This window comes from Komagataeibacter diospyri, from assembly GCF_043995075.1.
Lineage (GTDB): Bacteria > Pseudomonadota > Alphaproteobacteria > Acetobacterales > Acetobacteraceae > Komagataeibacter > Komagataeibacter diospyri.
The window spans coordinates 206404-229582 of record NZ_CP171836.1 but is presented as its reverse complement, the minus strand read 5'-3'; the positions used below and the strand labels follow the sequence as shown (position 1 = coordinate 229582).

Below are 23179 nucleotides of genomic sequence, written 5' to 3'. Positions count from 1 at the left end.
TGATGCAAAGGCATTTCCCATGCTTGATACCCTGCGTACCCTGTTCCTGACGGCGCTGCATGCCTTCCACCGGCGCGCGACCGTGCAGTATCCTGAACAGAAGCCCTACCTGCCGCCGCGTTATCGCGGGCGGATCATCCTGTCGCGCGATCCCGATGGGGCGGAGCGGTGCGTTGCGTGCAACCTGTGTGCCGTCGCCTGTCCGGTGGACTGCATAAGCCTGCAGAAAACCGAAGCCGATGGCCGGTGGTACCCGGAATATTTCCGGATCAATTTCTCGCGCTGTATTTTCTGCGGCTTTTGCGAGGAAGCCTGCCCCACCTATGCCATACAGCTGACGCCTGATTTTGAAATGGGCGAATATGCGCGCCCCAACCTTGTTTATGAAAAGGACGACCTGCTGATAAGCGGGACCGGGAAACATCCCGATTACAGTTTCTACAATGTCGCGGGCATTCCCATTCCCGGCAAGGATCGCGGCGCGTCCGAACGCGAACGCCCGCCGGTCGACCTCCATTCCCTGCTACCGTAACCCGTCATGCATGCCCTGGCCCTTCTTGCCGCCAGTGTGACCGTTGTGGGGGCCGTCATGGTCATTACCCGGCGCGTGGCGGTGCATGCGGTGCTGTACCTGGTGGTGACGCTGCTGTCGCTGGCGGTGATACTTGTCATGCAGGGCGCATCATTCGCGGCGATGCTGGAAGTCATCATCTATGCCGGTGCGATCATGGTGCTGTTCGTCTTTGTCATCATGATGCTCAATCTAGGGCACCCGGACAGTGCACGTGAAAAGGAATGGCTGCGTCCGCGCGCATGGTGCGGACCGGGGCTTCTGGCCGCCATAGTGTGTGCGGAACTTCTTTATTGCATGGGGACATTTTCCGGTCTTGCACGACCTTTCGCCCCCATTACGGCGCATGATGTCGGGTTAAGCCTGTTTGGCCGCTATGTACTGATGGTCGAACTGGCGTCGTTCCTGCTGCTGGCCGGTCTGGTCTCAGCCTTTCACATCGGACGCAACCGGGTGGGGGGAAACTGACATGCCTGCCTTTTCCTTCAATGACATCCTGCTGCTGGCAACGACCCTGTTTTCAGTCGGGCTGGCAGGCGTGCTGGTCCGGCGCAACATGGTGTTCATGCTGATGTCGCTGGACATCATGCTCAATGCGGCAGCCCTTGTGTTCGTGGGGGCGGGCGAACGCTGGCATGATGCGACGGGACAGGTGATGTTTGTGCTGATTCTGGCTCTTGCCGCCGTGGAAACGGCAGTCGGGCTTGCCATCATCCTGTGTCTGCATGCCCACGGACGCCCCACACTGGATGCCGACACCGGCAACCTTTTGCGAGGATGGAACCATGGGTGAAATCCTTCTCCCCCTTCTCATCCTCTGCCCGCTTGCGGCATCCATGATCGTGTCTGTATCGGCCGGCCGCATGGGAGCGTGTGCCATCGGGACGGTTGCCTGCACCGGGGTAGGGATATCCGCCGTCATCAGCATCATCCTGTCCATCACGCTCCTGTCCGGGCCACCAGCGGGAGTATTGCAGGTAACGCTGTGGCCTTGGATGCATATTGCGGGATTTTCAGCGGATATCGCCTTCATGCTGGACCGGGTTTCCATGGTCATGATCCTTGTCGTCACGATCGTGGGGCTGCTGATCCATGTCTATGCCGCAGGCTACATGCGCGATGATCCGGGGATCGCACGCTTTTTTAGCTGCATGACGCTGTTTGTGGCGGCCATGCTGGTGCTGGTGCTGGCGTCCGACCTGCTGTGCCTGTTTATCGGGTGGGAAGGCGTGGGGTTGTGTTCCTACCTGCTGATCGGGTTCTGGTATGACGACCCGGCCAATACCGCTGCCGCGCGCAAGGCTTTCTACATGACCCGCATGGGGGATGTGGCATTGCTGTGTGGCCTGCTGCTGCTGGCCACGGCTACAGGTTCCCTGCGCATCGGGGCCGTACTGGCGACGGTCACGAATGGGCAGCTGGCTCCGTCCGGTGTCAATTTGGCGGCCCTTTTCATACTGGTGGGGGCACTTGCCAAATCGGCGCAGATCCCGTTCCAGACATGGCTGCCAGACGCCATGGCCGGTCCGACGCCGACCTCCGCCCTTATCCATGCGGCCACCATGGTAACTGCAGGCATCTACCTGATCGCGCGACTGCATGACCTGTTTGCCATGGCAACCCCCATCATGGCGCTTACGGCCATACTTGGAACGCTGACGCTGCTTATGGGGGCCTGCACGGCCCTGGTGCAGTCCGACCTCAAGCGTATCCTTGCATGGTCCACGATCAGCCAGCTTGGTTACATGTTTCTCGCCCTTGGGTGTGGAGTATGGCAGGCGGCGCTGTTTCACCTGATGACCCATGCCTTTTTCAAGGCGCTGCTTTTCCTTACCGCTGGCGCCGTGATCATGCGCACTGGTCATGAACAGGATATTTTCCGCCTTGGTGGCCTGCGCCACGCCATGCCTGGACTGAGTGCAGCCTTTGCCGTGGGCGCATCCGCACTGGCTGGCCTGCCACTGGTGACGGCGGGATTCTACAGCAAGGAAATGATCCTGTCGGGTGTATGGCACGTCCATTTTGGCCTGACGCGGGAATGGACCCTGAACGGGCATCCGTTATGGGGGATTGCCCTGCTGGGGGCCTTCCTGACCGCGCTGTATATTTTCCGCTGCGTTTTCATCGTCTTTTGCGGCAAACAGGGAACTTCGGCCACGGGCCGGACGTCACGCCTGATGAGCATTCCGCTGGGTTGCCTGTGCTTCCTCTCCCTATGCGGCGGAGTCATTGAAATGCCCGATACGCTTCCCCCCCTTCACCTGTTCAGCACCCTTCTCGACCCGAAAACGCCATTATCACATGCAAATGAACCGATCTGGCTTGTGCTGGCGGGAGCACTTGCCCCCCTTGCCGGGCTTGGGGTTGCATGGGTGCTGTGGGGACGTGCTACGCCCGTCATGCATGAAATGCCCGGACAGGCAGCCATCATCCGCCTTGCCCGTACCGGCTGGGGCATGGATGCGCTGTATGACCGTGTATTCGTGCAGCCCTTCCGCCTGCTGACGTGGCTGACACACCATGATGTTCTTGCTCATGCCATCACTGCGACAGGGCGGCTGACGCAGGCCGTCAGTGGCCGGATTTTCCAGGCGCGGACAGGTTTTCTGGACATTCTTGCCATATGGGGAAACCGGGGGACCGGATGGATGGCATACCTGCTGGGTCAATTGGATAATGGCCGTGTGCGGTGGTATGCGGCATGGATTGCGGGTGGGCTGTGCGCGGGTCTGGCCATGGCGGTGCTGTCATGAACCCCCTGCCCGCCCTTGTGCTGCTGCCTGTCGTGGGCGGCGGACTGGCATGGCTGGCCGAGCACATCCAGCCCCATACCACCACCCCCGCGCGCGATGCATCATGGTGGGTGGTACTCGGTATCCTGACTGTGGAAACGCTGCTGCTTGTGATGGTCACATTCCACCATCCTGCCCATGCGGGGCCGTGGCTTGGACATTTTTCCGTGCCATGGATCCCGGCCATGGGTATTGCGATCAGGCTGGACATGGATGGTCTTTCACTGTCGCTGATCTGGCTTTCGCTTATCCTGTGCTTCCTGTGCGTGTTTCTTGCCACCCGTCAGGTCACGGTCAATGCTGGTGCATTCCATTTTCTTTTTCTTGCGACCCTTACGGGCATTATCGGCACGTTCCTGGCCACTGACCTGTTTCTGTTCTTCTTTTTCTGGGAACTGATGCTGGTGCCGATGTTCGTGCTGATTGCCGCATGGGGGCATGAGGACAGGCAGCGTGCCGCCATGAAGTTTTTCATGTTCACGCAGGGCAGCGGCCTGCTCATGCTGCTGTCCATCCTTGGTCTGGTCATTGCGCATTATCAGGAAAGCGGCGAACTGACGTTTGATTACTTCACGCTGGCCCACACACCATTATCCCCTGCCGTGTCCATGCTGCTTATGCTGGGGTTCTTCATCGCCTTTGCCGTCAAGCTGCCTGTCGTGCCGGTCCATGTCTGGCTACCGGATGCCCACACGCAGGCCCCTACGGCGGCCAGCGTGCTGCTGGCGGGTATTCTGCTCAAGACCGGGGGGTATGGCATGATCCGGTTCAATGTCATGCTGTTCCCCGATGCGGCCAGCCATTTCGCACCCATCGCCATGGGGCTTGGCGTCGCGGGGATCCTGTACGGGGCGTGGCTGTCGTGCGCACAGGATGATGTCAAGCGGCTGATTGCCTATAGCAGCATCAGTCATATGGGTTTCGTACTGCTTGGCATCTTTACCGGTTCCCGCATGGGGATGCAGGGGGCGATCATACAGATGCTGGCCCATGGGCTGAGCACGGCAGCCCTGTTCCTAATCGCAGGCGCCATTCAGGACCGGCTGCATACACGGGACATGTACCGTATTGGCGGGCTGTGGACGGCAATGCCACGCCTGTCCACCGCGGGGCTGTTCTTTGCCGTGGCCTCACTCGGCATGCCGGGACTGGGTAACTTCGCGGGCGAATTCCTTGTCCTGCTGGCGACATGGCATGTCAGCCCCACTACTGCGACACTGACGACGGCCGGACTGGTTCTGTCCGCGATCTACGCGCTGCGGATGGTCAACCGCATATTCCTGGCGGCTTCCCGGCCCGACCAGCACCCCATACAGGACTTTCCGGTCCGGCAGATGGCAGTTTTCGCCTGCATCATGGTCTTTCTGGTCGTGCTGGGCCTTTATCCGCAGCCTTTCATGATGTTTTCCGCGCCATCCCCCCTGTCCGTTACAGCCGTGACCAGCCGGGAGGGCGCCACACCATGATCGGGCATGATATCTTCCTGCCGACTCCGCTGCTGGTCATATCTTCCGGCATCATGATCATGCTGGCCGCAATGGTATGGCGCCGTTCGGTGGGACGCAGCTTTGCGTATGGACTGGTGACACTGCTGCTGTCCCTTGCCGTTGTGGGGCACCATACGGGCAGAATGTCGGGGAATGGCGACAGCCTGTTCATTCAGGATCGCTGGACGACCTATACCGCCATCCTGATCATATTTTCCACCATGTGTATCCTGTTCATGTCATGGCGGGATGTGGCGCATGACGGGACCACACTGATGGATGAATATCCGCTGCTGTTCATGCTGGGCACGCTTGGCGCGCTGGCTATGGTATTCAGCGCGAATTACATGCCTTTTTTCCTGGGGCTGGAAATACTGGGCATTTCCATCATGGGACTTGTGACCTTTCGCCACCGCCCTGTCATGCTGGGGTATGAAGCCGCGATGAAATACCTGGTCCTGTCCGGAGCATCTTCCGCCATTCTTCTGTTTGGTATCGGCCTCGCCTATGGTGTTACGGGATCCCTGCGGTTCATGCCGCCCATCGCAACCGGAGAAGTTCCCGCCGCATTGCCGGTTGCCGCCACGGTCATGGTTCTTGTCGGCATGTTCTTCAAGCTTTCCGCAGTCCCCTTCCATATGTGGCTGCTGGATGTAATGGAAGGCGCGCCCATTCCGGTGGCGGCGTTTCTGGCCGTAGTTTCAAAAATCGCGATATTTTCTTCACTTGTCCGTTATTTCGGAACAGGGGCGCAGCCTCCGTTCCTTAATGATATCCTGTCTGTCGTCATTATCCTGACCATTATGGTGGGTAACCTGCTTGCCCTGCGTCAGGCCAGCCTCACACGCCTTCTGGCATGTTCATCCATTGCGCATGTGGGGTATCTGCTGATTGCGTTCCTTTGTCCCGGTCATCTGCAATCGGGGGCCATAACCGTCTACCTTGCGGCCTATACCGCCAGTACACTGGGTGTATTTGCGACCATGACCGCCTTTGTGGTCCCGGATGGGCCGGATGGCACGGTTATTGCACAATGGAGGGGACTGTTTTTCCGCCGCCCGTTCCTGGCGACAGCCATGTCGCTCATGCTGTTTTCACTTGCGGGCATTCCGCCGGGCATCGGTTTTTTTGCGAAATTCGAGGTCGCGGCAACCGGCGTTGAACACCAGCGTGACATACTGCTGTGTGTACTCGTAATCGGCAGCATTATCGGGCTGTATTATTACCTGAACATTATCCGTGTCATGATGGCGGCGCCATCGTCACCCTCCAGCACCCTGAACCGGCATGCCCGCCCGGAACTGACGGCGCTTGTCATCGTTCTGACCATAATCGTGGTGATCGGGGGGCTTTTTCCTGCCCGTGCCATCCATCCGTTGCTTCCTGCCGCCACTGTCCCACCCGAAACGCGGGATGGAATAAGGCATTGACGGGACTATTTTCGATTATCCTGAACATGGAAAGGATTGTCCCATGTCCTCTCGTGTCTTTCACATTCTGGCGCAGAAAGGCCGCACGGTCATTACCGTCAGGGCAGATGACCCCATCCTGGACGTCGCCACCGCGCTGGCGCGACATAATATTGGTGGCGCACCCGTTCTTGGCCCTGATGAGCAGCTGGTTGGCCTTGTATCAGAAAAGATGATTGTCCATGCCTTATCCCAACATGGCGCGGATATAGCGGCCCTGACCGCAAAGGACATCATGACAAAGGATATGCCGACCGCAACCCCTGATGACAGTATTTATGATATTGCCTGCCGCATGACGTATTCCCGCAACCGGCATGTACCCGTTCTGGAAAACGGAAAACTGGCGGGACTGGTCAGTATCGGGGATATTGTCAAGCTGCGCGCCGAAAATGCCGAACAAGAAGCGCAGGAGCTGCAGGATTACGTAACGGGCAGCGACCATGCTGCCGTCCAGTCCCCCAATGACACACCGCCCATGCAATGCGGGGAAAAGGAAAGCTGACCTGCATGTCGCCACAGACGATATGTCCTCATATCTTTGCTGCGACCGGGACTGACAGCCTCATGCAACAGATTTCGCGATCATGTATGCTTCCACCAATGTGGAATAATCTGATGCGCTCCCCTTTCCGCCTCGACTCAAAAAAAGTGTCCTGTTTTTATGGCCCATGGTTTATATGATGACAACGATATCAAGGGTCTATCTCCGCTGTCGTTGTCGGGCCATATGAGCCGGTGCCCGGTCCGCGAGGCGGACGCGCCACGGATTTGTGCAGGCTGTCTATCGGATTAGCCGTTAAGGCACTTTCTTCTATCACAACGTGCTGTCAGATGAATAATCTGTCCGGAAAATAGTAAAACCATTCATTCCGATCTCTGAAAAATACGTAACAGAATTTACTGTATAAAATTCTTCCTAACAATGATCATCCTGATATTTTTTAAGAAAATCAAAAAGATATGGATTATTACAATGCGCGACATTAAAGCGCATCCATGGAGAAGGTTCATAATTCGGCCGGAACAGATAACCGGGCGCAAGAAGAATATCTTCCTCCGCTGCGGACTGCGCCAGCGCCTGCATGTTAATCCCCTCCCTGTCAAACCGTGCCCAGACAAACATACCACCAGGTGGCCGAAAATATAGCCGCATACCAGTATTGGTCAGCGCACGGCCAACGCTGGCCTGCATGCGTTCCAGACGTTCCTTCAGGCGTGTCAGATGATGACGATATTTCCCGTCCTTGATGATACTATGAATAACATATTCATTAATACCGGACGTTGTCAGACTGCTGGCCATTTTCTGGCGCAGGATAACCTGTGCCAATTCGGGGTGCGATGCGGTAAACCCGACCCTTACGCCCGGCGCGATCGTTTTTGAAAAACTGCCGACCTGTATCACACGCCGCATCTGGTCCAGATAGGCCAGGTTGGTTGTAATATCTGTTGTCAGACTGGAAAATATATCATCCTCGACAATAAGAAAATTGTATTTTTCTGCCAGATTCAAAATATGAAAAGCATTTGCCGGCGAACAGCTGGTCCCGGTTGGATTATGAAGAATTGTATTGGTAATGAACAACCGTGGTTGATGTAGCCGCGCAAGATATTCAAGGCGTTCAATATCCGGCCCTTCAAATGTACGCGGCACCCCGACCACATTCAGATCCAGCCCCTGCAATGCGGGATTCAGATTACAATAACCCGGATCGTCCACCAGTACGGTATCCTGCTTGTGGGTAAAGGCCCGCACGGACAGTTCCAGCGCCTGACTGGCCCCGTGCGTCAGGATAATCCCGGCATCGCATGTCCGTATCTTGCGCTGTGCCAGCATGAGCTGGATGCTGTGTCGCAGCGGCGTGTAGCCGTACGGGTTGCCATATTCAAAAATGGAAGACGGCGGCTTGCGCCCCAATGAAACAAGGGCCTGCTTGATCGCATCCACAAACAGGTAACTTTCGGGCAGCCAGCCACAACCGGCCTTGATAATGGGCGCTTTGTCCTCATACGCACTTTGTAGCAGCCACCGTGAATCCACCGACCTGTCCACCAGCGTGGCCGTGGTAATCAGTGTCCGGTTGAGGGTATTGTTATGGGTTACGAAATAGCCCCTCGCCCGTCGCGCTTCCAGCAACCCTTCCGCAACGAGCTTGTTATAGGCATTGGAAACCGTAAGCGTACTGACCCCGCACTGTTCTGCCAGTTGCCGCACCGAAGGCAACCGTTGACCTGTCTGCAACTTCATGCCCAGAATCAGATCGCGGACACCGGAAACAATTTGGTTGACCAGTGGAACTGTACTTGAATTGTCTATATTAATATTCATAATGATATATGAAAATCTGATATGCAGGTCAAATTTTTCATATATACTTGCCCCTTTTGCCTGATCAATGCATATATCGTCAGTTACCACCTTCTTCAGGCCAGCATATTAAACTGTATATATGAATTGATCCGAATTGGCAACAAAATGACAGGCGATGCCTGACAATGTGTTATCCATCAAACAGGATGACAATGAATGCAAACCGGATCCCGCTTATCAACCAAGCAGCACGGGCATTTCGTCGTATGCGCGATGGCGGGTAAGGATTGAAGAGGTTGCTACGGCCCGGCATGCGGCGTGGATCATGCCGGGCATGTTGTGCCTTCGATTTGTGGTCCAGCAGAAAGCGCCGAGATAATCGGATGTATGCTGCGGGGCGATGGCCTTGTGCGTTGCCTTGAGGGCCGTGCTCAGATTGGCGATGGCGGTATTGAGGCCGTGGAACGGCGCGGTGCGCTGTCGGGAGGGGCGTCTGCTGCCGCTGACAGTGACCACATGGGATCGCACAGATGTGCCGAAAGCCAGAAAAGCCTTCAGGCCATCGGTATGAACCCTGACGGTTGCCGTCAGGCAGGTATCGGCGAATGCCCGCACCGCCCTGCTGGTGAAGCCAGCCACCATCCTCATGGCGACATGGCCCATACGGCCGTCTTCATATCGCTCGGTCGCGGCGATCATTCTGGTCTTGCCTCCCGGACCCGAGCCCTGGTTGCGCTCGCCGCCCAGATAGACATCATCTGCCTCGACCACGACCGGGGCACCGTCCGGACCAGAACCACCGAGAAGATAGCGGGTTTCCCGTTCGGTCATGGCGCGACGCAGGCGTTTGGCGAGATACCACGCCGTCGGATAGCTCACGCCCAGCCGACGGCCCAGTTCGATAGCCGAGACGCCCTGTTTGGTGCTGGTCATGATATGCATGGCCCGGAACCAGGTCGTGAGGGGAAGTTTTGTCCCGTTCATCACCGTGCCGGCCGTGACCGACCAGCGACGGTTGCAGCATGTGCATCCCACCCGGCGACCACAAAGGTAATTGCGATCGTGGCCGCAGGACGGGCAGGCCATCAATGCCTCCCGACGCGCCATCATCAACGCCTCGATACAGGCTTCTTCCGTGCTGTAGAGACGCTCGAACTCAACGTCTGTCAGACCTTTCATGACCTTCAACATCACCAGAACTCCAGCCACTCAAGTTCATATGGGATGTCAAAACACGCCCGGTAAGGCCGTGCTGTCTTGTTGATACGCGGGAAACCGGATCATCGCGACAAAGGGCCTGTCGCATCGTGTCGCGATATCCCTGAACGAAGGCTGCCGGTTGAAGATTTTCCTGCCAGATTTTGTTCCACAACCACACAGATGGCGTGAATTTGCGTAATCAGCGCATAACAGGACCATCCAACAGCTTCCCTGCAGCCTTCTTTTCACAAACATCCGTAATATTGCGCACGGATATTAAAACTTTTTATATATGATATGTTTTTATTTATTAATTAAAATAATTAAACTGCTGAACTTTTGAAAATTATTTATCGTTTTCGTCAGGTTTTAAAAATAGGCAGCTATCTGCAACCTTACCATCAATATGGTCGTCAGATTGTTGCCCACCGTGATCAAGGTCCTATCAATCCGCGAACAGACGCCCAGTCAATCAGCCTTTGAAAGACTGCGGCGTCTATGCCTTTTGCCAGTCTCTGACGCCTCCAGGCCGGAGGATGGAACAGATCATCCCCACCAGATCAGCCCATCGACAGTCCCTACATCATGGAAATTCATTATCCCTGATGACACGATGCATTCCATCAAGGTTATAGCAGAAGGTCACTTAGCCAAGGCGTCCAGAATCCTTCCCCGCAGCACTGCCCCCGCAACCCCCAGGCGCCAGCCAAAATGCGCAGGAATAGGCCGCAAGGGAGAAACCGGCAGCAGGATTTCCTCAGCGGGCACCCCACTGATCCGACGTGCGATTTCACGTCCCATCAGGGTAGCCATCGCCACCCCGCGGCCATTATACCCGACACAGGCCATGATCCCCTCGATCGGTTCATGCCAGTGGGGATAATGGTCAAGGGTAATGGCAATCTGCCCATTCCATCCATACCGCCATGCAGTCCCCTTCAGAAATGGCCACAGGGTACAGGCATGCTTCTGTAGAAACGGAAATGTCGCGGGGCCTGACAGATCGCGGGACGCGGACCGCCCACCAATAAGCAGACGCCCTGCGCCATCAATGCGGTAATATGTTACCAGCTCGCCCATTTCATACACGACTTCACGTTCAGCAAGAATGCGCTTTACAAAGGGGACAGGCAGCGGATCTGTCGCGATAATGGCGCTGTAAGCGGGGACAAGGGTGCGACGCAGGCGGTTCCACAACCGTCCTGTATACCCATTGGTGGCAAAGACGACATGTCTGGCGTTTACGCTGCCATGGGGTGTCCTGACCAGCCATTTTCCGTTTGCACGACGCAGGGATATGACGGGCGAATTGGCATGGACAATCGCACCATTATCGATCGCAGCCTGCGCAAGCCCACGCGTATAGGCCAGTGGGTTGACCTGTCCTCCACGCGCATCAATAAAACCACCACAGTAACGGCTGGTCCCCGTGTGGGTGGCGATGTCCGCACGATCCAGCCATGTTACTGGCCCACCACGGTCACGGCATTCATTGAATAGTTTCTGTTCATGGGGAAGTTGCCCTTCCGCCGTAGATGCACGGATCGTGCCACCACGTGCCGCATCGCATTTGATGCCGTATTTCTCGATCAGGTTAAATACAACATCAGGAGCCTCCCAGGCCGCATCGGCCAGCGCGGCCCCATGGGGACCAAGGTCACGCTCGACCTCGGACGGCAGGGTCTTGAGACCGGGATTAACCTGTCCACCATTACGGCCCGATGCGCCCCAGCCAATTTCGTTGGCTTCCAGCACCATGACCTCAGCCCCTGCCCGGGCAAGGTGCAGCGCCGCCGACAGGCCGGTAAAGCCTGCGCCAATCAGCACGGTTTCACATATGTGCTCCCCCTGCAATGCGGTCGTGACCGGCCCGGACGGGCTGACAGCGGCATACAGGCTGGAGGGAAGGGATTTATATGAAACGGAAGCCATGACTACGTGTACTCCACCATGAACCCTGAACGATCGGGTTCAGATTGTCACGAAAGACGTGATGTATCGGACGTCCCCACTGGAACGGTTGCCTTGCGCCCTGCCCGGGCCATCTGCGCGTGTCCGTTGCGACGCCAGCGCCCGAAAGAGAAGTTTTCGATCACGATGATGATGCCAAGACTGATCGTACTCATTACGATTTCCTGACGCGTATGTTCAGTCGCGAAGAACATGGTGCCCAGTGTGGCCAGCAACGCACCCAATGTTGCATATGACAGGAATGGAAACCCCCACATGGGAAGCGCAGGCGACTCCCCCTTTGCCATACTGGCGCGACGCAGGCGGATATGCGCCACGACAATCAGTACGTAGTCAAACAGGATGAAAGTGCCACTCGCGCTGACCAGAAAACCGAATACCCGCCCCGGCGCCATCATGCCCACCACCGCCACGATAACAGCGACCCCGCAGCCACACAGGATGGCCCGCACGGGGGTGCCTTTTGTGTCGCGCTGAAGAAAGACACCTGGCGCGTCACCGTTTTCCGCCAGTTCACACAGAATACGCGATGTTATGTATATGCCTGAATTAAGGGCCGACAATGTTGCGATCAACATGACGGCCGTCATCATTGCCGAGGCAAACGGCACGCCGATATATTCCAGCGTCGCCAGAAACGGCGAATATCCCGGCACGACACGCGATAACGGAAGCAGAAAGATAATAAGCCCGATGGATGCAAGATAGAAAATCATGATCCGCAGCACCACCGTCCGGGTGGACCGGGCCACGTTACCCGCCGGGTCGCTACTGTCGCATGCGGCGATCGTCGTTATTTCCGACCCCGCCATGGAAAGCATGATACCGGGAATGACCGCCAGCAGCGTAAACAGGCCGTGCGGTATCAACCCTGCGGCGGAAAACAGCGCCCCGCCCGGGCTGGCTGCGCCTTTCATGCCAAAAAGGACGGAAACGCCAATCAGGATAAAAACGACGATCGTGGTAATCTTGAGAACCGAGAACCAGTACTCGAACTCCCCATACCCCCTTACGGAAAACAGGTTGACCCCTGTCATGATTCCGATCACCAGCAATTCGATGACAAGATAGGGAAGCGGCAGATAGGGACTGAGAAAACTGGCAGCGGCAATCGCCTCCAGTCCCAGCAGGGTGGCCCACATGATCCAGTAGATCCACCCAGCGATAAAACCGACCCGCAGTCCCAATCCCCGGCGAATCTGCCCGACAAATGAACCGGTACCTGGGGAAGCAACAGTCATCTCCCCCAGCATCCGCGTCACGCACATGACCAGCAGGCCGCAGAGAAAATATGAAAACAGCACCCCCGCCCCAGCCGTGGAGATGGCCGTAGCCGACCCCACGAACAGGCTGGCTCCGATCACCCCCCCGATTGAAATCATGGAAACGTGCCGGTCCTTGAGCACCGCGTTCTCCGGAGCCGTCTTAACCTTTGGCGAAGGCGGTGAAAGGCTGTTCATACGTTCTTACCCCATTCCCATCAGGTGATCCCGGCCCCGGTCCGGCGCTTAGAAATGTGCGCTGATCGTTCCGAAATACTGTCGTGGCGCACCGCGTTCGACGGAATACAGATCGCCAGACATCGGGTTGCCGTTTTCGCCCATCATAGAGATATATTTCGTATTCGTAAGGTTATATACGCTGAAATCAAGGGTCAGGTTTTTCAGGGGGCCGTAATCTCCGAAACGGTAACGTGCCCCCATCGTAACCAGCCAGTAACCCGGCACGGATGTATCATTGGTATAGCTGTAATAACGACGGGAATAATAATTGGCGTCAATATGCGCTTCCGCCCGATGGAATGCATATGTCAGGTTGGATTTATACATAAACTTTGGATAGTTCACGATATTCTTTTTATTCACATCATAAGTATGACCAGCCGATTCAAGATTACTACCATAAGTAGCATGATTGTAGCTGATGCTGTTGAACATCGACAGGCCCTTCATCACCCCGCTCTGGAACGGATGCAATGTCAGCGTGGCGTCAACACCATACATGGAAATATCAGTCTGCTGTACCGACAGGACCGGGTTGTTCAGCGTGCCGGCATTCACTTCCAGCAGGCGATGGTTATCGTTGACATGGTATGCATCAACCGAGAAATTGGCGTATTTGTCGTTAAAGCGATAACCGACAAGATAGACCCAGTCCCGTTCCGCAGGTGTCGAACCCTGCAGTTTACGGAAGGTCGCCTGATCCTGCACCGCCCACAGCGACGCCTGCCCTGCCGACCCCCAGGACTGAACACCATAGCCACGCATGTTCTCGGCCACGTCAAAATACAGTTCATGACCGGGCAGGAAACGCCAGTTCACGCTTACATGGGGCAAGAAGGCCGCCGCTGCCGTCATGCTGCCATTCGCCAGCGCGGATGCACCAGTAAAGGCAGAGTCATTATACTGCGCCCCTCCCGATGTCGTGGTGATCATGGACTTGAAACCGGCATGGATATCCAGGTTGTGCAACACATGATACGTATCGGACATGAAATACTGGAATGTATCCGTAGTCCACTTGAAATCATACGGGCTGAGGAAGGCGCGGCCATAGGTATTGTACGGACCGATCGTCTTGAGTGGTGCAAGGCCACTGGACAGGGACGGTTCGTTATAGAAAAACTGACCCATTTCCTGATTGTTGTTTTCCAGCCAGATACCCGTCTGGAACGTATTATGCGCAATATTATATTTGATGGATGACGTCATGCCATAGCGCACCTGGTGGGACTGCCAGACCTGCTCGGACAGGGGGGCAGCCTCTGTCGCGCCCGGCAATACCTGCGATGACTGCCCGGGATCGGCATAGGTGGAATAAAGCACCTGACTGTTACCGTAGAACAGGGTTTTCCAGCGCAGGTTCTTGGTCATCGCCATGTCGAATGTCAGACCACCAAGGTAGTCGACCTGATGCTGGCCGCCATCATACAGCTGTGCATCGCCCCCATATTTCTGGGCCTGTTTATAGGCAGCGCCATAATTGGGGTATAGGTAATCGTCACTCCACCCACCGTTCTTGATTTCAGTAAGCGACTGATCGACATACCCCCACTGGGAGTTGTTTGCCCAGCTCATGAAACCGGAAATGCTGCTGTCTTTTCCTACTGGCTGCACCAGCTTCGCTTCTGCCTGCTGCTGCAACTGGTCACCATACCCCCTCCATTTATGCGTATCGGAGCGGGCATAGGCGATATACATCTTGGTTCCGGTGCTGTTCATGGCACCCGTATCAAATCGCCCGTAAGTACGGAAAGAAGCGTTACTGCCGAACATCTGCGAGACGTCACCACCCATCTTGTCAGACGGATTGGCACTGCTGACCTGAATGGCCCCCCCAAGGTTGGTGGTGGACATGGTGTCAACCGAACCACCACCCTGTGATACGGACATACCACTGATATTGTTGGTAATAATGGCCTGAGACAGGTTAAGGCCGTTCAGCGTCGCATAGGACTGGTCATTTAGCGGAATGCCGTCCAGCGTCATGCCGATGTTATTCCAGTAGAACCCACGCATGTACAGGCTGCTCGACCATGCATCCAGTCCCAGCGCATCGCTGGAGCTGAAGCTCAGCCCCGGCGTGCGCGCCGCCAGTATTTTCATGGGGTTCGTCCCCGCCACGAACTGCTGCATGACCTTCTGGCCCATGCGCTGTTCCGTGCCATGCGAGACATTACGGCGTGCACTGACGGAAAGGGATTCAACAGGACGCGCCCCCTCCGCATGCCTGGCTGCCGTATGGCCCTTGATCGCTGGATTATGACCTTGATCCGTACGCGTCAGATCCGCCCCCCACGCCAGCTGACAGTCAAGTGCCGTCGCTGCAAGAAGGAGACCACACAAGGGCAATTTTCTGACCATTCCTGCCATTTCCGTCCCAAAAAATGATTCCACCGCAATAAGGCTTCAGTCAGCCGGGAGCAGACCCACGAATATTGCGTATCCAGATCATTCCGAATAAGCATCATATCGTATATAGACAGTTTAGGTCCAGATATCTGATCGTGTACATATGCAGCCAGCATAACAGTACACGTATCCAGCATTGATCCACTGGCACTGATACAGGAGTAGAAATGGCGGTATATCGCCATTATATGGTCGTCATGAACCTGTCCTGACGCATAAAGTTCTCTTGTCGGACTGTATCCCGATAGAGCCACATCCATCTTGTATTACACAGATTGACCGACCAGTTAGGGATAACCTCTCATGCCCCGCATTCTGATTGTCATCGGCCTGCTCCTTCTTCTTGCAGGCCTGTGCTGGCCCCTGCTTTCGCGCCTGCCGCTTGGCAGGCTACCGGGAGACATCCTGATACAGAGGCAGAATTTTACTGTTTACATCCCCATTACGACCTGCGTGCTTGCAAGTATCATATTTTCATTTGTTCTGTGGATTATCAGGCGCTAGGCTCAGGACGCGTAGCCAGAACATAACGGTTGCAGCGAGACAGATGGCCGAGAAGAATACGGTTGGGCATCTGTCTTGGCGTGTTGCGACACGCCGCCTGTCCTTAAGCCTTCCAGGCATGATCTCGATGCGGTTGCGGCGTTTGTATTTCTGCCTGTCGCATTTGACAGGTTTTCCACGGGATCTCCGTCCTGGAATGCAGGGCCTGATCTCCTTTTTTTCCAGTGCATCCCTGAACCAGTCAGCGTGATAGCCCTGGTCGCCCGACATTCATTGTGCTGCAGGAGACTGTCCAGCAGGGCAGCGGCACCGGTATAATCACTGATCTGTCCCGCTGTCAGGACGAACGTCCATTTTTGTCAGTAACCGCCCGGATCCCCTTTTCCAGCAGCAGGCTCGAAGCCGTGCGGTGTGCCTTGAGATACGTCGCATCAATCATAACCGTCCGGGGCTCTGCTTTTTCGATAGACAGACCATCCATCATTCGAATGAAGATCCCCATGGCGCCCCAGCGGTTCCAGCGGTTCTAGAGCGTCTTGTGTGGGCCGTATTCCCGGGGCGCATCACGCCAGCGCAGACCATTTCGGTTCACGAAAATGATCCCGCTCAGCATTCGGCGGTCATCAACCCGAGGGCGGCCATGGCTCTTGGGAAAGAACGGCCGCAGATGCTCCATCTGTTCGTCCGTCAGCAAAAACAGGTCGTTCATCTCCAGTCTCCTAGCAGAGCCTGAATCAAAATCTCACACAAAAATCAATGGGTCCTGAGCCTAACCCCGCCGGAGCATTTTCAGCAGCAAGTCTGACAGTTACGACCGCCTGCAAGTCTGTTTCTGTGTTTCATAATTTATGATATATTTTCAGATATATCTTAATATGCTCTGCCCCAGCCAGACACAGGCGGAAAAGCCATTCCAGAACCGAACCGGCACGCAGGCCCAAGTTGGCGTGTGTCCCTTGTCCGACGGCAGCACGAAAACAGGAGGCCGTAGCGAGCGCCCCTGTTTTTTCCAATGAATCATCGACGCAATCCATGGCCAGAAACCTCCTGACCGATATCTGCGGGCATTTTTTTAAAACCCAGCGTACCCACCATTACGAAGACCGCCGTTATGAGAAAAGCGATGTGAAGTTCCTGCAGGCTGACCGTGGCATGGCCATATACGCTTTCCAGAGCAGTCAGACAGAACGCCGTAATGGCAACCCCTGCGGTCGAACCGGTCTGCCCCAGAATAGACATGACGCTGGCGGCCCTGCCACGTTCATCCTGATCCACATCAGCAAACGCGACAGTAGACAGGCTTGTCAGTTGCAGGGATCGGGTCATACCGGCGAAGGCAAGCGACAGGCCAAGCAGGATGGCGGGCGTATCTGGCGTCAGGAATACAAAGGGCAACAGGGAAGCGCACACAAGGAAACCATTCAAGAACAAAACTTTACGGAAACCAGCCCACTGGATGATGGCCGATGTAGCCGGTTTGATACCCAGATTTGCGCAAAAATAGGCCAGCAGCCACGTGCCCGTACGCGCAGGCGAAAAACCAAAGCCAAGCTGGAAAAACAGCGGCAGCAGGAACGGTGCCGACGAAAATACGGCGCGAAATATCAGCCCCGGATATAGCGCGGCATAACGCAGGCTGGCCCGCTTCAGCGGCGCAAGGGAAAGAATGGGCGTGGGATGCCGCCCCAGATGATGGATTGCGGCACCCCCCGTCACCGCACCGATCCCCAGCAGCCCAAGGGCCACAAACCGCTCCGTACCGACTTCAGCCGAGCGCTGGAGCCCGGACAGAAGGCATGTCAGGCTGAAGGCGCATAGCCCGAACCCCCGGACATCCAGCCGGGGCGCCCCTTCTGGCGGTTCCGCAGGCACAACACGCAGCACGCAGAATACGGCGATCAGGCCCACTGGCAGGTTGAGCCAGAAATTCCACCGCCATCCCACGGTCTGGGTCAGGTAACCGCCAAGCACAGGCCCGATGATGGGCGCGCTGAGTGCAGGCCAGACCGTAACCGACTGTGCTTTCAGCAGGTCACTTTTGGGCGTGTAGCGCAGGATGATGGACATGCCGACCGGCATCATGACGGCCCCGGCCAGTCCCTGCCCGATACGTGCGCATACAAACGCGTCCAGTCCATGCGCGATGCCACACAGGAAGGACGAGAACGTGAAAAGCAGCATGGCCACCCACATCACGCGCTTTTCGCCGTATTTCATGGCCAGCCAGGCGGAAACTGGCGAAATGGCGGCAGATGCCAGCATATAGGCCGTAACCCCCAGCGAGAGATCCAGCGTTTTCACTCCAAAGGATCGGGCCATGGCCGGAAGGGAAGTATTGATGATGGCCCCATCCAGATTCTGCATGAACGTCGCCATGGCCATGATAAAGGCGAGAAGTGGTGAATACCGCACAACCGTGGCACCCGTGCCAACCGTTTGCGTCCGGCGATGCTGTGTGGTTGAAATGGGCATGCAGGCTGGTTTCCAATGAATGACGTCTGTCTGTCACAATATCTGCCGGCATGCATATGTATGCGGCACCCCATGTCACGGGATCATGGTCCGGCATGCGACAGCGCGTGCAACAGGGTGCGTTCACTGGCAGCCCATGGCAAGGTGACAACCACCCACCTGCATGGTTTTTTGTCAATCCTGACATAAATGCCTGTCGCCCGTTCTCTTTGCTACGCGATGCGGCGGGAGTGGATATAGTCCCTGTCAGCAAACAGATCTGTATGGATTGACGCGGAGCACGGGATTGGTAGCGGGATATTCAGACAATGATCGCCCGGACAGGCACGGTTGCGACGGCATCCCGGCGCACAGGGGACATCATTCCGTCCTCATTGTGGAAGACGACATGGATATCCGCAGCCTGCTGGCACGTTTCCTGTCACACAGGGGCTATCATGTTGCATCCGCCATGACGGCGGCCGAAGTTCTGGCGATCATTGCACAGCGACCACCTGATATTGTCCTGCTTGACCTTATGCTGCCGCAGGAAAGTGGTCATGACATCTGCCGCCTGATCCGTGACAGAAGCCGTGCCCCGATCATCATGGTTACGGCACTGGCTGATGTCCGGGAACGGATCGCGGGTCTTGACCTGGGGGCGGACGACTACATCAGCAAGCCTTTTGACCTGGAAGAACTTGCGGCCCGCATGCGGGCGGTCATGCGTCGCCCGCCCATCCCGACCGGTCATGCCGCGCGCAGACCCGGTTACGGTTACAGATTTGGAAACTGGATCTTCACACCGGAAAAACGCGCCCTTTACAGCACGGAAGGCGTGCGCATGACGTTGACCGGTGCCGAAACCGACCTTCTCCTGCTATTCTGGAATCATGCCGGGATGTTGCTGGGTCGGGAGCAGATTATAGAACTGCTCTATAATGCCCCGGGCGCGGTCGAGGAGCGTACCATCGACCTGCTTGTCAGCCGCCTGCGCCGTAAACTGGCCCATGGTGGCCGCCAGCTTGAAATGCTCCGGACCGTCCGGGGGGATGGTTATGTTTTCGACCCGGGCATGACCGATCCCAATGGGGAAATGCCACAGCAATGACGGACCGTTTTTCCCTGCTTCCCCGCACGGTTTACGGGCAGATGGTCGCGATCGTCATTTCCAGCATGCTGGTCACCATTTTTGTCGTCGCTTTCCTTGTCGTCGCTCTGCGCCCGACCGTGCCGCCGCTGCCTGAAGGGCCATGGCCAAACGCGCTGGCGATCGAGACCGCGATTGACGCCCTGCGCGCAAGCCCACCCGAAACGCGTGAAGCCATTGCACGCGGCATGTCCATGCCGGACGCACGGTTCCAGACCACAGGCCCCTTCCCCTGCGCGCGGATCCCGACCGAGCATTTTTCGGTCCTGTTGCGGCGCATCCTCAAGGCACAGCCGGACAACCGGAGCGCTGTCATAACCGAATCAACCTGTGCTGCCGATTCAAGCGGCATGACCTCCACTCATGTCGACATGCCACGCGAAGGTATCTTCATTACCGCCCATAACGGGATCAATCACCACCTGCCGCAACTCATGCGCACGACGCTGCCGCTGATCGTGTCGTTCCTGTCGCTGCTGGTCATAATGGGCACCCTGTCACTATGGAGCCTGTGGCGCATCAACCGCCCGCTGAAGGTACTGGCAAACAAGGCGGACACCTTTGGCCACGAGATCACCCCCGAACCACTGACCGAACAGGGACCTGTGGAACTGCGTCGCGTCGCCCGGGCGTTCAACCGCATGCAGGCCCGGATCGCGGCCGCCACCGAAGAGCGCACCCGCATGCTAATGGCGATCGGCCACGACCTGCGCACGCCGCTGACCCGACTGTCCATGCGGATCGAAATGGGCGGCCCCGATGCAACTCCCGCCGCCCTGCGCAACGATTTATGGCTCATGAACCGGATGCTGAACGGGGCGCTGTCGTTCCTGAAGGGCCAGGGCGACACGGAACCGGCGGAACGGGTTGATATCGGTGCGCTGGTGGAAAGCGTGTGCGCGGAATTCGAAGCCATTGGCCGGAATGTGATCTATCAGGGTGATCTGGGCCTGACCTGCCTGTGCCAGCCCGTTGCCGTGGCCCGCATGGTCAATAACCTGATCGACAATGCCTGCAAATTTGGCAGTCAGGTGCAGGTTGACACAAGACGAAATGGCAACGTGGCCATTATCGAGGTCGCGGATAACGGTCCGGGCATCCCGCCCGAAATGCACGATATCGTGCTGCTTCCCTTTGCCCGGCTGGACCCGGCCCGCAGCACGGATGGCGGGCTGGGGCTGGGTCTGTCGATCATTCACGATATCGTACAACGCCATCAGGGTACGCTGACCTTTCACCACAACCAGCCATCCGGCCTGCGTGTGCGCATCGCCCTGCCCCTTGACCCGCACGGGGCGCAACGCAGTCACCCTGACGCCCATGCCGTCCATTAAATGACCCGCCAGAAAAGATGGATACCCGAAGAATGCACCGGATCCGTAACGTCCAAAAGACAGGGGAAGCCTTCATGAACCGTCGGAATATGTTGAAGATGCTGGGGGCGACACTCCTGCTGCCCGCAGGTGCCATGGCGGCTCCCCGCCCGAAGGGCGTGATGCTGATGAACCGCATCGGGCCATCAGCATCACAGCTTTACCTTGCCAACGCGGACGGGAGTGATGAACGGCCATTCCTGCCGGGAAATGGCCTTGATTACCATGCGTCTTTTGCCCCGGATGGACAGTCCGTCCTCTTTACATCGGAACGTAACGGGTTGGGACAGGCAGACATCTTCCGCGCCCGTCTGGACGGAACCGACGTTATGCCCCTGATCCGCCATCCATCAGTGGACGATACGGGCGTCCTGTCACCCGATGGCACGCGCCTGGCCTTCGTTTCCACGCGCGATGGATACCGTGCGAATATCTGGGTCATGGACCTTCGCACGGGCAGGGTACGTAACCTGACCGGAGCGGCCCGCGTGCAGGGCGATCGGCAGGGACCAGACTGTTTCTTCCGCCCCGCATGGTCGCCCGATGGCAGGTGGCTGGCGTTTTCGTCCGACCGCAACACCCAATGGCGCGGCCATGACAATGGCCGGGGCTGGGAACACACGCAGGAACTCAGCATCTACATAATCGGTGTGGATGGCCGGGGTTTCCGCCGTATCGCCACCCGCCCCGATTACTGCCTTGGCTCCCCCAAATGGTCACCGGATGGCCGACGGGTGGTGTTTTATGAAATGCTGACCGAAAGCACATGGGGTGCCAGGCGACCCGAAGGGGTCGCATCCGTAGTTTCCCAGATCGTGTCCGTCGATATCACCAGTGGGGAACGGGTCCAGCACACGTCCGGCCCGGGCCTGAAGGTCTTTCCCCAGTTCGTGACGGCGGAAATCATCGGGTATCATCGCAAGGGCGGCCCGGATGAGGGACTGGCCTACACTACTGGCATCGCCAGCGTGCACCGGACGCTGCGTTCCCCCGCATGGTCACCCGATGGCCGGACAGTCATCTATGAAAAGGTCAGTTTCCGCCCCTTTACCCAGAACCGGCAGCTTTACAGCTGGGACCCGCAGCGGGATTACCGGCATACGGATGTCTTTCCCGGCCTGTCATGTGATGGCAGGCTGGTGCTGACGGAAAAGGCGCTCAATTCCTCCATCGCCACCATGAACCCGGACGGATCTGACCGGAAACGGATATTTGATGTCTCCCGCACGGCCCTCAACCCGACACAGGTGGGCCACGGCATGGCCGGGGCGTTTGCCCCCGCATGGTCGCCCGACGGGCAATGGATTGCCTTCGGGCTGGGCCAGTGGTTCCAGGCACGGCGCACGGGCAAGGCAACGGTCATGCGCATGCGCCGCGACGGCAGCGCGGTCGAACCCCTGACCGACGGCACCATACATTCCGGTTTTCCCAGCTATTCCGCTGATGGCAGGCAGATTGTGTATCGGGTATGGGGCGAAAACAACATGGGCCTGCGCATACTGGACCTGCAGACCCGGCAGACACGCGTGCTGACCACCGCATACGACAACCTGCCCGGCTGGTCGCCCGATGGTAGCCGGATCGTGTTCACGCGCCGGGTGGATGACGAAAATTATGATATTTTCACCATCCGCCCCGACGGAACCGGACTGAAACGACTGACCACCAGTGGCGCCAATGACGGCCATGCCGTGTGGACGGCCGACGGGCGGATCATGTGGTCAAGTGGCATGTATGGCTTCCGTGATGAAGCCGCCCTGTATGACAATACATTCCAGCCTTACGGTCAGATCTTCATCATGAATGCCGATGGTAGCCACAAGCGGATACTGACGGACAGCCTGTGGGAGGATTCCATGCCCCTTTATGTCCCGGCATAACGTCCCCGGCCCCGCCATATACCATAAGGATCCGGCAGTGCATGCTTCCTTTTGGCCCGGTACTGCGGGATTGCGGCCTGAGGCAACAGACCGCAGTCCGTTACCC

17 protein-coding genes and 1 pseudogene are annotated in these 23179 nt (G+C 57.1%); 11 read left to right on the top strand and 7 right to left on the bottom strand.

The annotated features are described in order from the left end of the window. Positions 1-19 precede the first annotated feature (19 nt). Genes nuoI through ACE2AA_RS01045 form a run of 7 tightly spaced genes read left to right on the top strand, consistent with a single transcriptional unit; the run spans position 20 to position 6824 of the window. Entirely contained in the window at positions 20-532 is a 513-nt protein-coding gene (gene nuoI, locus ACE2AA_RS01075) for an NADH-quinone oxidoreductase subunit NuoI (protein ID WP_141262453.1), read from the top strand. Between the two features lie 6 nt (positions 533-538). Then, positions 539-1039, top strand: coding sequence for an NADH-quinone oxidoreductase subunit J (gene nuoJ / locus ACE2AA_RS01070; RefSeq protein ID WP_395370710.1), 501 nt, complete (start codon positions 539-541; stop codon positions 1037-1039). Position 1040: 1 nt separating this feature from the next. Further along, on the top strand, positions 1041-1364 hold the full coding sequence (gene nuoK / locus ACE2AA_RS01065) for an NADH-quinone oxidoreductase subunit NuoK (protein ID WP_395370709.1): 324 nt from the start codon (positions 1041-1043) through the stop codon (positions 1362-1364). Continuing rightward, positions 1357-3324 carry an NADH-quinone oxidoreductase subunit L gene (gene nuoL / locus ACE2AA_RS01060; protein ID WP_395370707.1) on the top strand — a complete coding sequence of 656 codons (1968 nt, stop codon included), beginning with the start codon at positions 1357-1359 and terminating at the stop codon, positions 3322-3324. The genes nuoK and nuoL overlap by 8 nt, the downstream gene beginning before the upstream one ends. After that, positions 3321-4829, top strand: a complete 1509-nt coding sequence (locus ACE2AA_RS01055; protein ID WP_141262449.1) for a NuoM family protein — start codon at positions 3321-3323, stop codon at positions 4827-4829. The genes nuoL and ACE2AA_RS01055 overlap by 4 nt, the downstream gene beginning before the upstream one ends. Next, on the top strand, positions 4826-6280 hold the full coding sequence (locus tag ACE2AA_RS01050; protein WP_395370706.1) for an NADH-quinone oxidoreductase subunit N: 1455 nt from the start codon (positions 4826-4828) through the stop codon (positions 6278-6280). The genes ACE2AA_RS01055 and ACE2AA_RS01050 overlap by 4 nt, the downstream gene beginning before the upstream one ends. A gap of 43 nt (positions 6281-6323) precedes the next feature. Next, positions 6324-6824, top strand: coding sequence for a CBS domain-containing protein (locus ACE2AA_RS01045; RefSeq protein ID WP_395370705.1), 501 nt, complete (start codon positions 6324-6326; stop codon positions 6822-6824). 414 nt (positions 6825-7238) lie between these two features. Here the strand turns inward: ACE2AA_RS01045 and ACE2AA_RS01040 are convergent, their stop codons facing one another. The 5 genes from ACE2AA_RS01040 to ACE2AA_RS01020 form a co-directional block, all read right to left on the bottom strand. Then, on the bottom strand, positions 7239-8741 hold the full coding sequence (locus ACE2AA_RS01040) for a PLP-dependent aminotransferase family protein (RefSeq protein WP_395370704.1): 1503 nt from the start codon (positions 8739-8741) through the stop codon (positions 7239-7241). A 129-nt stretch (positions 8742-8870) separates the two neighbouring features. Further along, positions 8871-9812, bottom strand: coding sequence for an IS1595 family transposase (locus tag ACE2AA_RS01035; RefSeq protein WP_395370702.1), 942 nt, complete (start codon positions 9810-9812; stop codon positions 8871-8873). 663 nt (positions 9813-10475) lie between these two features. Further along, positions 10476-11765 carry an NAD(P)/FAD-dependent oxidoreductase gene (locus ACE2AA_RS01030; protein ID WP_395370701.1) on the bottom strand — a complete coding sequence of 430 codons (1290 nt, stop codon included), beginning with the start codon at positions 11763-11765 and terminating at the stop codon, positions 10476-10478. Between the two features lie 47 nt (positions 11766-11812). Continuing rightward, a complete protein-coding gene (locus ACE2AA_RS01025; protein WP_395370700.1) occupies positions 11813-13264 on the bottom strand; it encodes an amino acid permease in 1452 nt (483 codons plus the stop codon). A 48-nt stretch (positions 13265-13312) separates the two neighbouring features. Continuing rightward, a complete protein-coding gene (locus ACE2AA_RS01020; RefSeq protein ID WP_395370699.1) occupies positions 13313-15649 on the bottom strand; it encodes a TonB-dependent receptor in 2337 nt (778 codons plus the stop codon). 369 nt (positions 15650-16018) lie between these two features. Between ACE2AA_RS01020 and ACE2AA_RS01015 the strand changes: the two genes are divergently transcribed. Beyond that, entirely contained in the window at positions 16019-16219 is a 201-nt protein-coding gene (locus ACE2AA_RS01015; protein WP_141262442.1) for a DUF2905 domain-containing protein, read from the top strand. Here the strand turns inward: ACE2AA_RS01015 and ACE2AA_RS01010 are convergent. After that, positions 16190-16928, bottom strand: a pseudogene (locus ACE2AA_RS01010) (IS5 family transposase). The gene ACE2AA_RS01015 and the pseudogene ACE2AA_RS01010 sit on opposite strands and share 30 nt — an antisense overlap. A gap of 308 nt (positions 16929-17236) precedes the next feature. Beyond that, positions 17237-18691, bottom strand: a complete 1455-nt coding sequence (locus ACE2AA_RS01005; protein ID WP_395370697.1) for an MFS transporter — start codon at positions 18689-18691, stop codon at positions 17237-17239. A 388-nt stretch (positions 18692-19079) separates the two neighbouring features. On the opposite strand from ACE2AA_RS01005, the gene ACE2AA_RS01000 reads away from it, so the two are divergent. From ACE2AA_RS01000 to ACE2AA_RS00990, 3 genes are all read left to right on the top strand, one after another. Beyond that, positions 19080-19781 (top strand): response regulator transcription factor, encoded by a 702-nt coding sequence (locus tag ACE2AA_RS01000; RefSeq protein ID WP_395370695.1) that lies wholly within the window; start codon positions 19080-19082, stop codon positions 19779-19781. Beyond that, positions 19778-21154, top strand: coding sequence for an ATP-binding protein (locus tag ACE2AA_RS00995; RefSeq protein WP_395370694.1), 1377 nt, complete (start codon positions 19778-19780; stop codon positions 21152-21154). Before ACE2AA_RS01000 ends, ACE2AA_RS00995 begins: the two co-directional genes overlap by 4 nt. Before the next feature lie 74 nt (positions 21155-21228). Next, complete coding sequence (locus tag ACE2AA_RS00990; RefSeq protein WP_395370693.1) at positions 21229-23073, top strand: hypothetical protein; 1845 nt, start codon at positions 21229-21231, stop codon at positions 23071-23073. Positions 23074-23179: the final 106 nt, after the last annotated feature.

What these genes read in the sequence shown, in the direction of transcription:
- ACE2AA_RS01025 (WP_395370700.1), bottom strand. Translation starts at nt 13,264, where the DNA reads ATGAACAGCCTTTCACCGCCTTCGCCAAAGGTTAAGACGGCTCCGGAG.
- nuoI (WP_141262453.1), top strand. Translation starts at nt 20, where the DNA reads ATGCTTGATACCCTGCGTACCCTGTTCCTGACGGCGCTGCATGCCTTC.
- ACE2AA_RS01035 (WP_395370702.1), bottom strand. Translation starts at nt 9,812, where the DNA reads ATGAAAGGTCTGACAGACGTTGAGTTCGAGCGTCTCTACAGCACGGAA.
- ACE2AA_RS01030 (WP_395370701.1), bottom strand. Translation starts at nt 11,765, where the DNA reads ATGGCTTCCGTTTCATATAAATCCCTTCCCTCCAGCCTGTATGCCGCT.
- nuoL (WP_395370707.1), top strand. Translation starts at nt 1,357, where the DNA reads ATGGGTGAAATCCTTCTCCCCCTTCTCATCCTCTGCCCGCTTGCGGCA.
- ACE2AA_RS01045 (WP_395370705.1), top strand. Translation starts at nt 6,324, where the DNA reads ATGTCCTCTCGTGTCTTTCACATTCTGGCGCAGAAAGGCCGCACGGTC.
- nuoK (WP_395370709.1), top strand. Translation starts at nt 1,041, where the DNA reads ATGCCTGCCTTTTCCTTCAATGACATCCTGCTGCTGGCAACGACCCTG.
- nuoJ (WP_395370710.1), top strand. Translation starts at nt 539, where the DNA reads ATGCATGCCCTGGCCCTTCTTGCCGCCAGTGTGACCGTTGTGGGGGCC.
- ACE2AA_RS00990 (WP_395370693.1), top strand. Translation starts at nt 21,229, where the DNA reads ATGAACCGTCGGAATATGTTGAAGATGCTGGGGGCGACACTCCTGCTG.
- ACE2AA_RS01005 (WP_395370697.1), bottom strand. Translation starts at nt 18,691, where the DNA reads ATGCCCATTTCAACCACACAGCATCGCCGGACGCAAACGGTTGGCACG.
- ACE2AA_RS01000 (WP_395370695.1), top strand. Translation starts at nt 19,080, where the DNA reads ATGGATATCCGCAGCCTGCTGGCACGTTTCCTGTCACACAGGGGCTAT.
- ACE2AA_RS01055 (WP_141262449.1), top strand. Translation starts at nt 3,321, where the DNA reads ATGAACCCCCTGCCCGCCCTTGTGCTGCTGCCTGTCGTGGGCGGCGGA.
- ACE2AA_RS01015 (WP_141262442.1), top strand. Translation starts at nt 16,019, where the DNA reads ATGCCCCGCATTCTGATTGTCATCGGCCTGCTCCTTCTTCTTGCAGGC.
- ACE2AA_RS00995 (WP_395370694.1), top strand. Translation starts at nt 19,778, where the DNA reads ATGACGGACCGTTTTTCCCTGCTTCCCCGCACGGTTTACGGGCAGATG.
- ACE2AA_RS01050 (WP_395370706.1), top strand. Translation starts at nt 4,826, where the DNA reads ATGATCGGGCATGATATCTTCCTGCCGACTCCGCTGCTGGTCATATCT.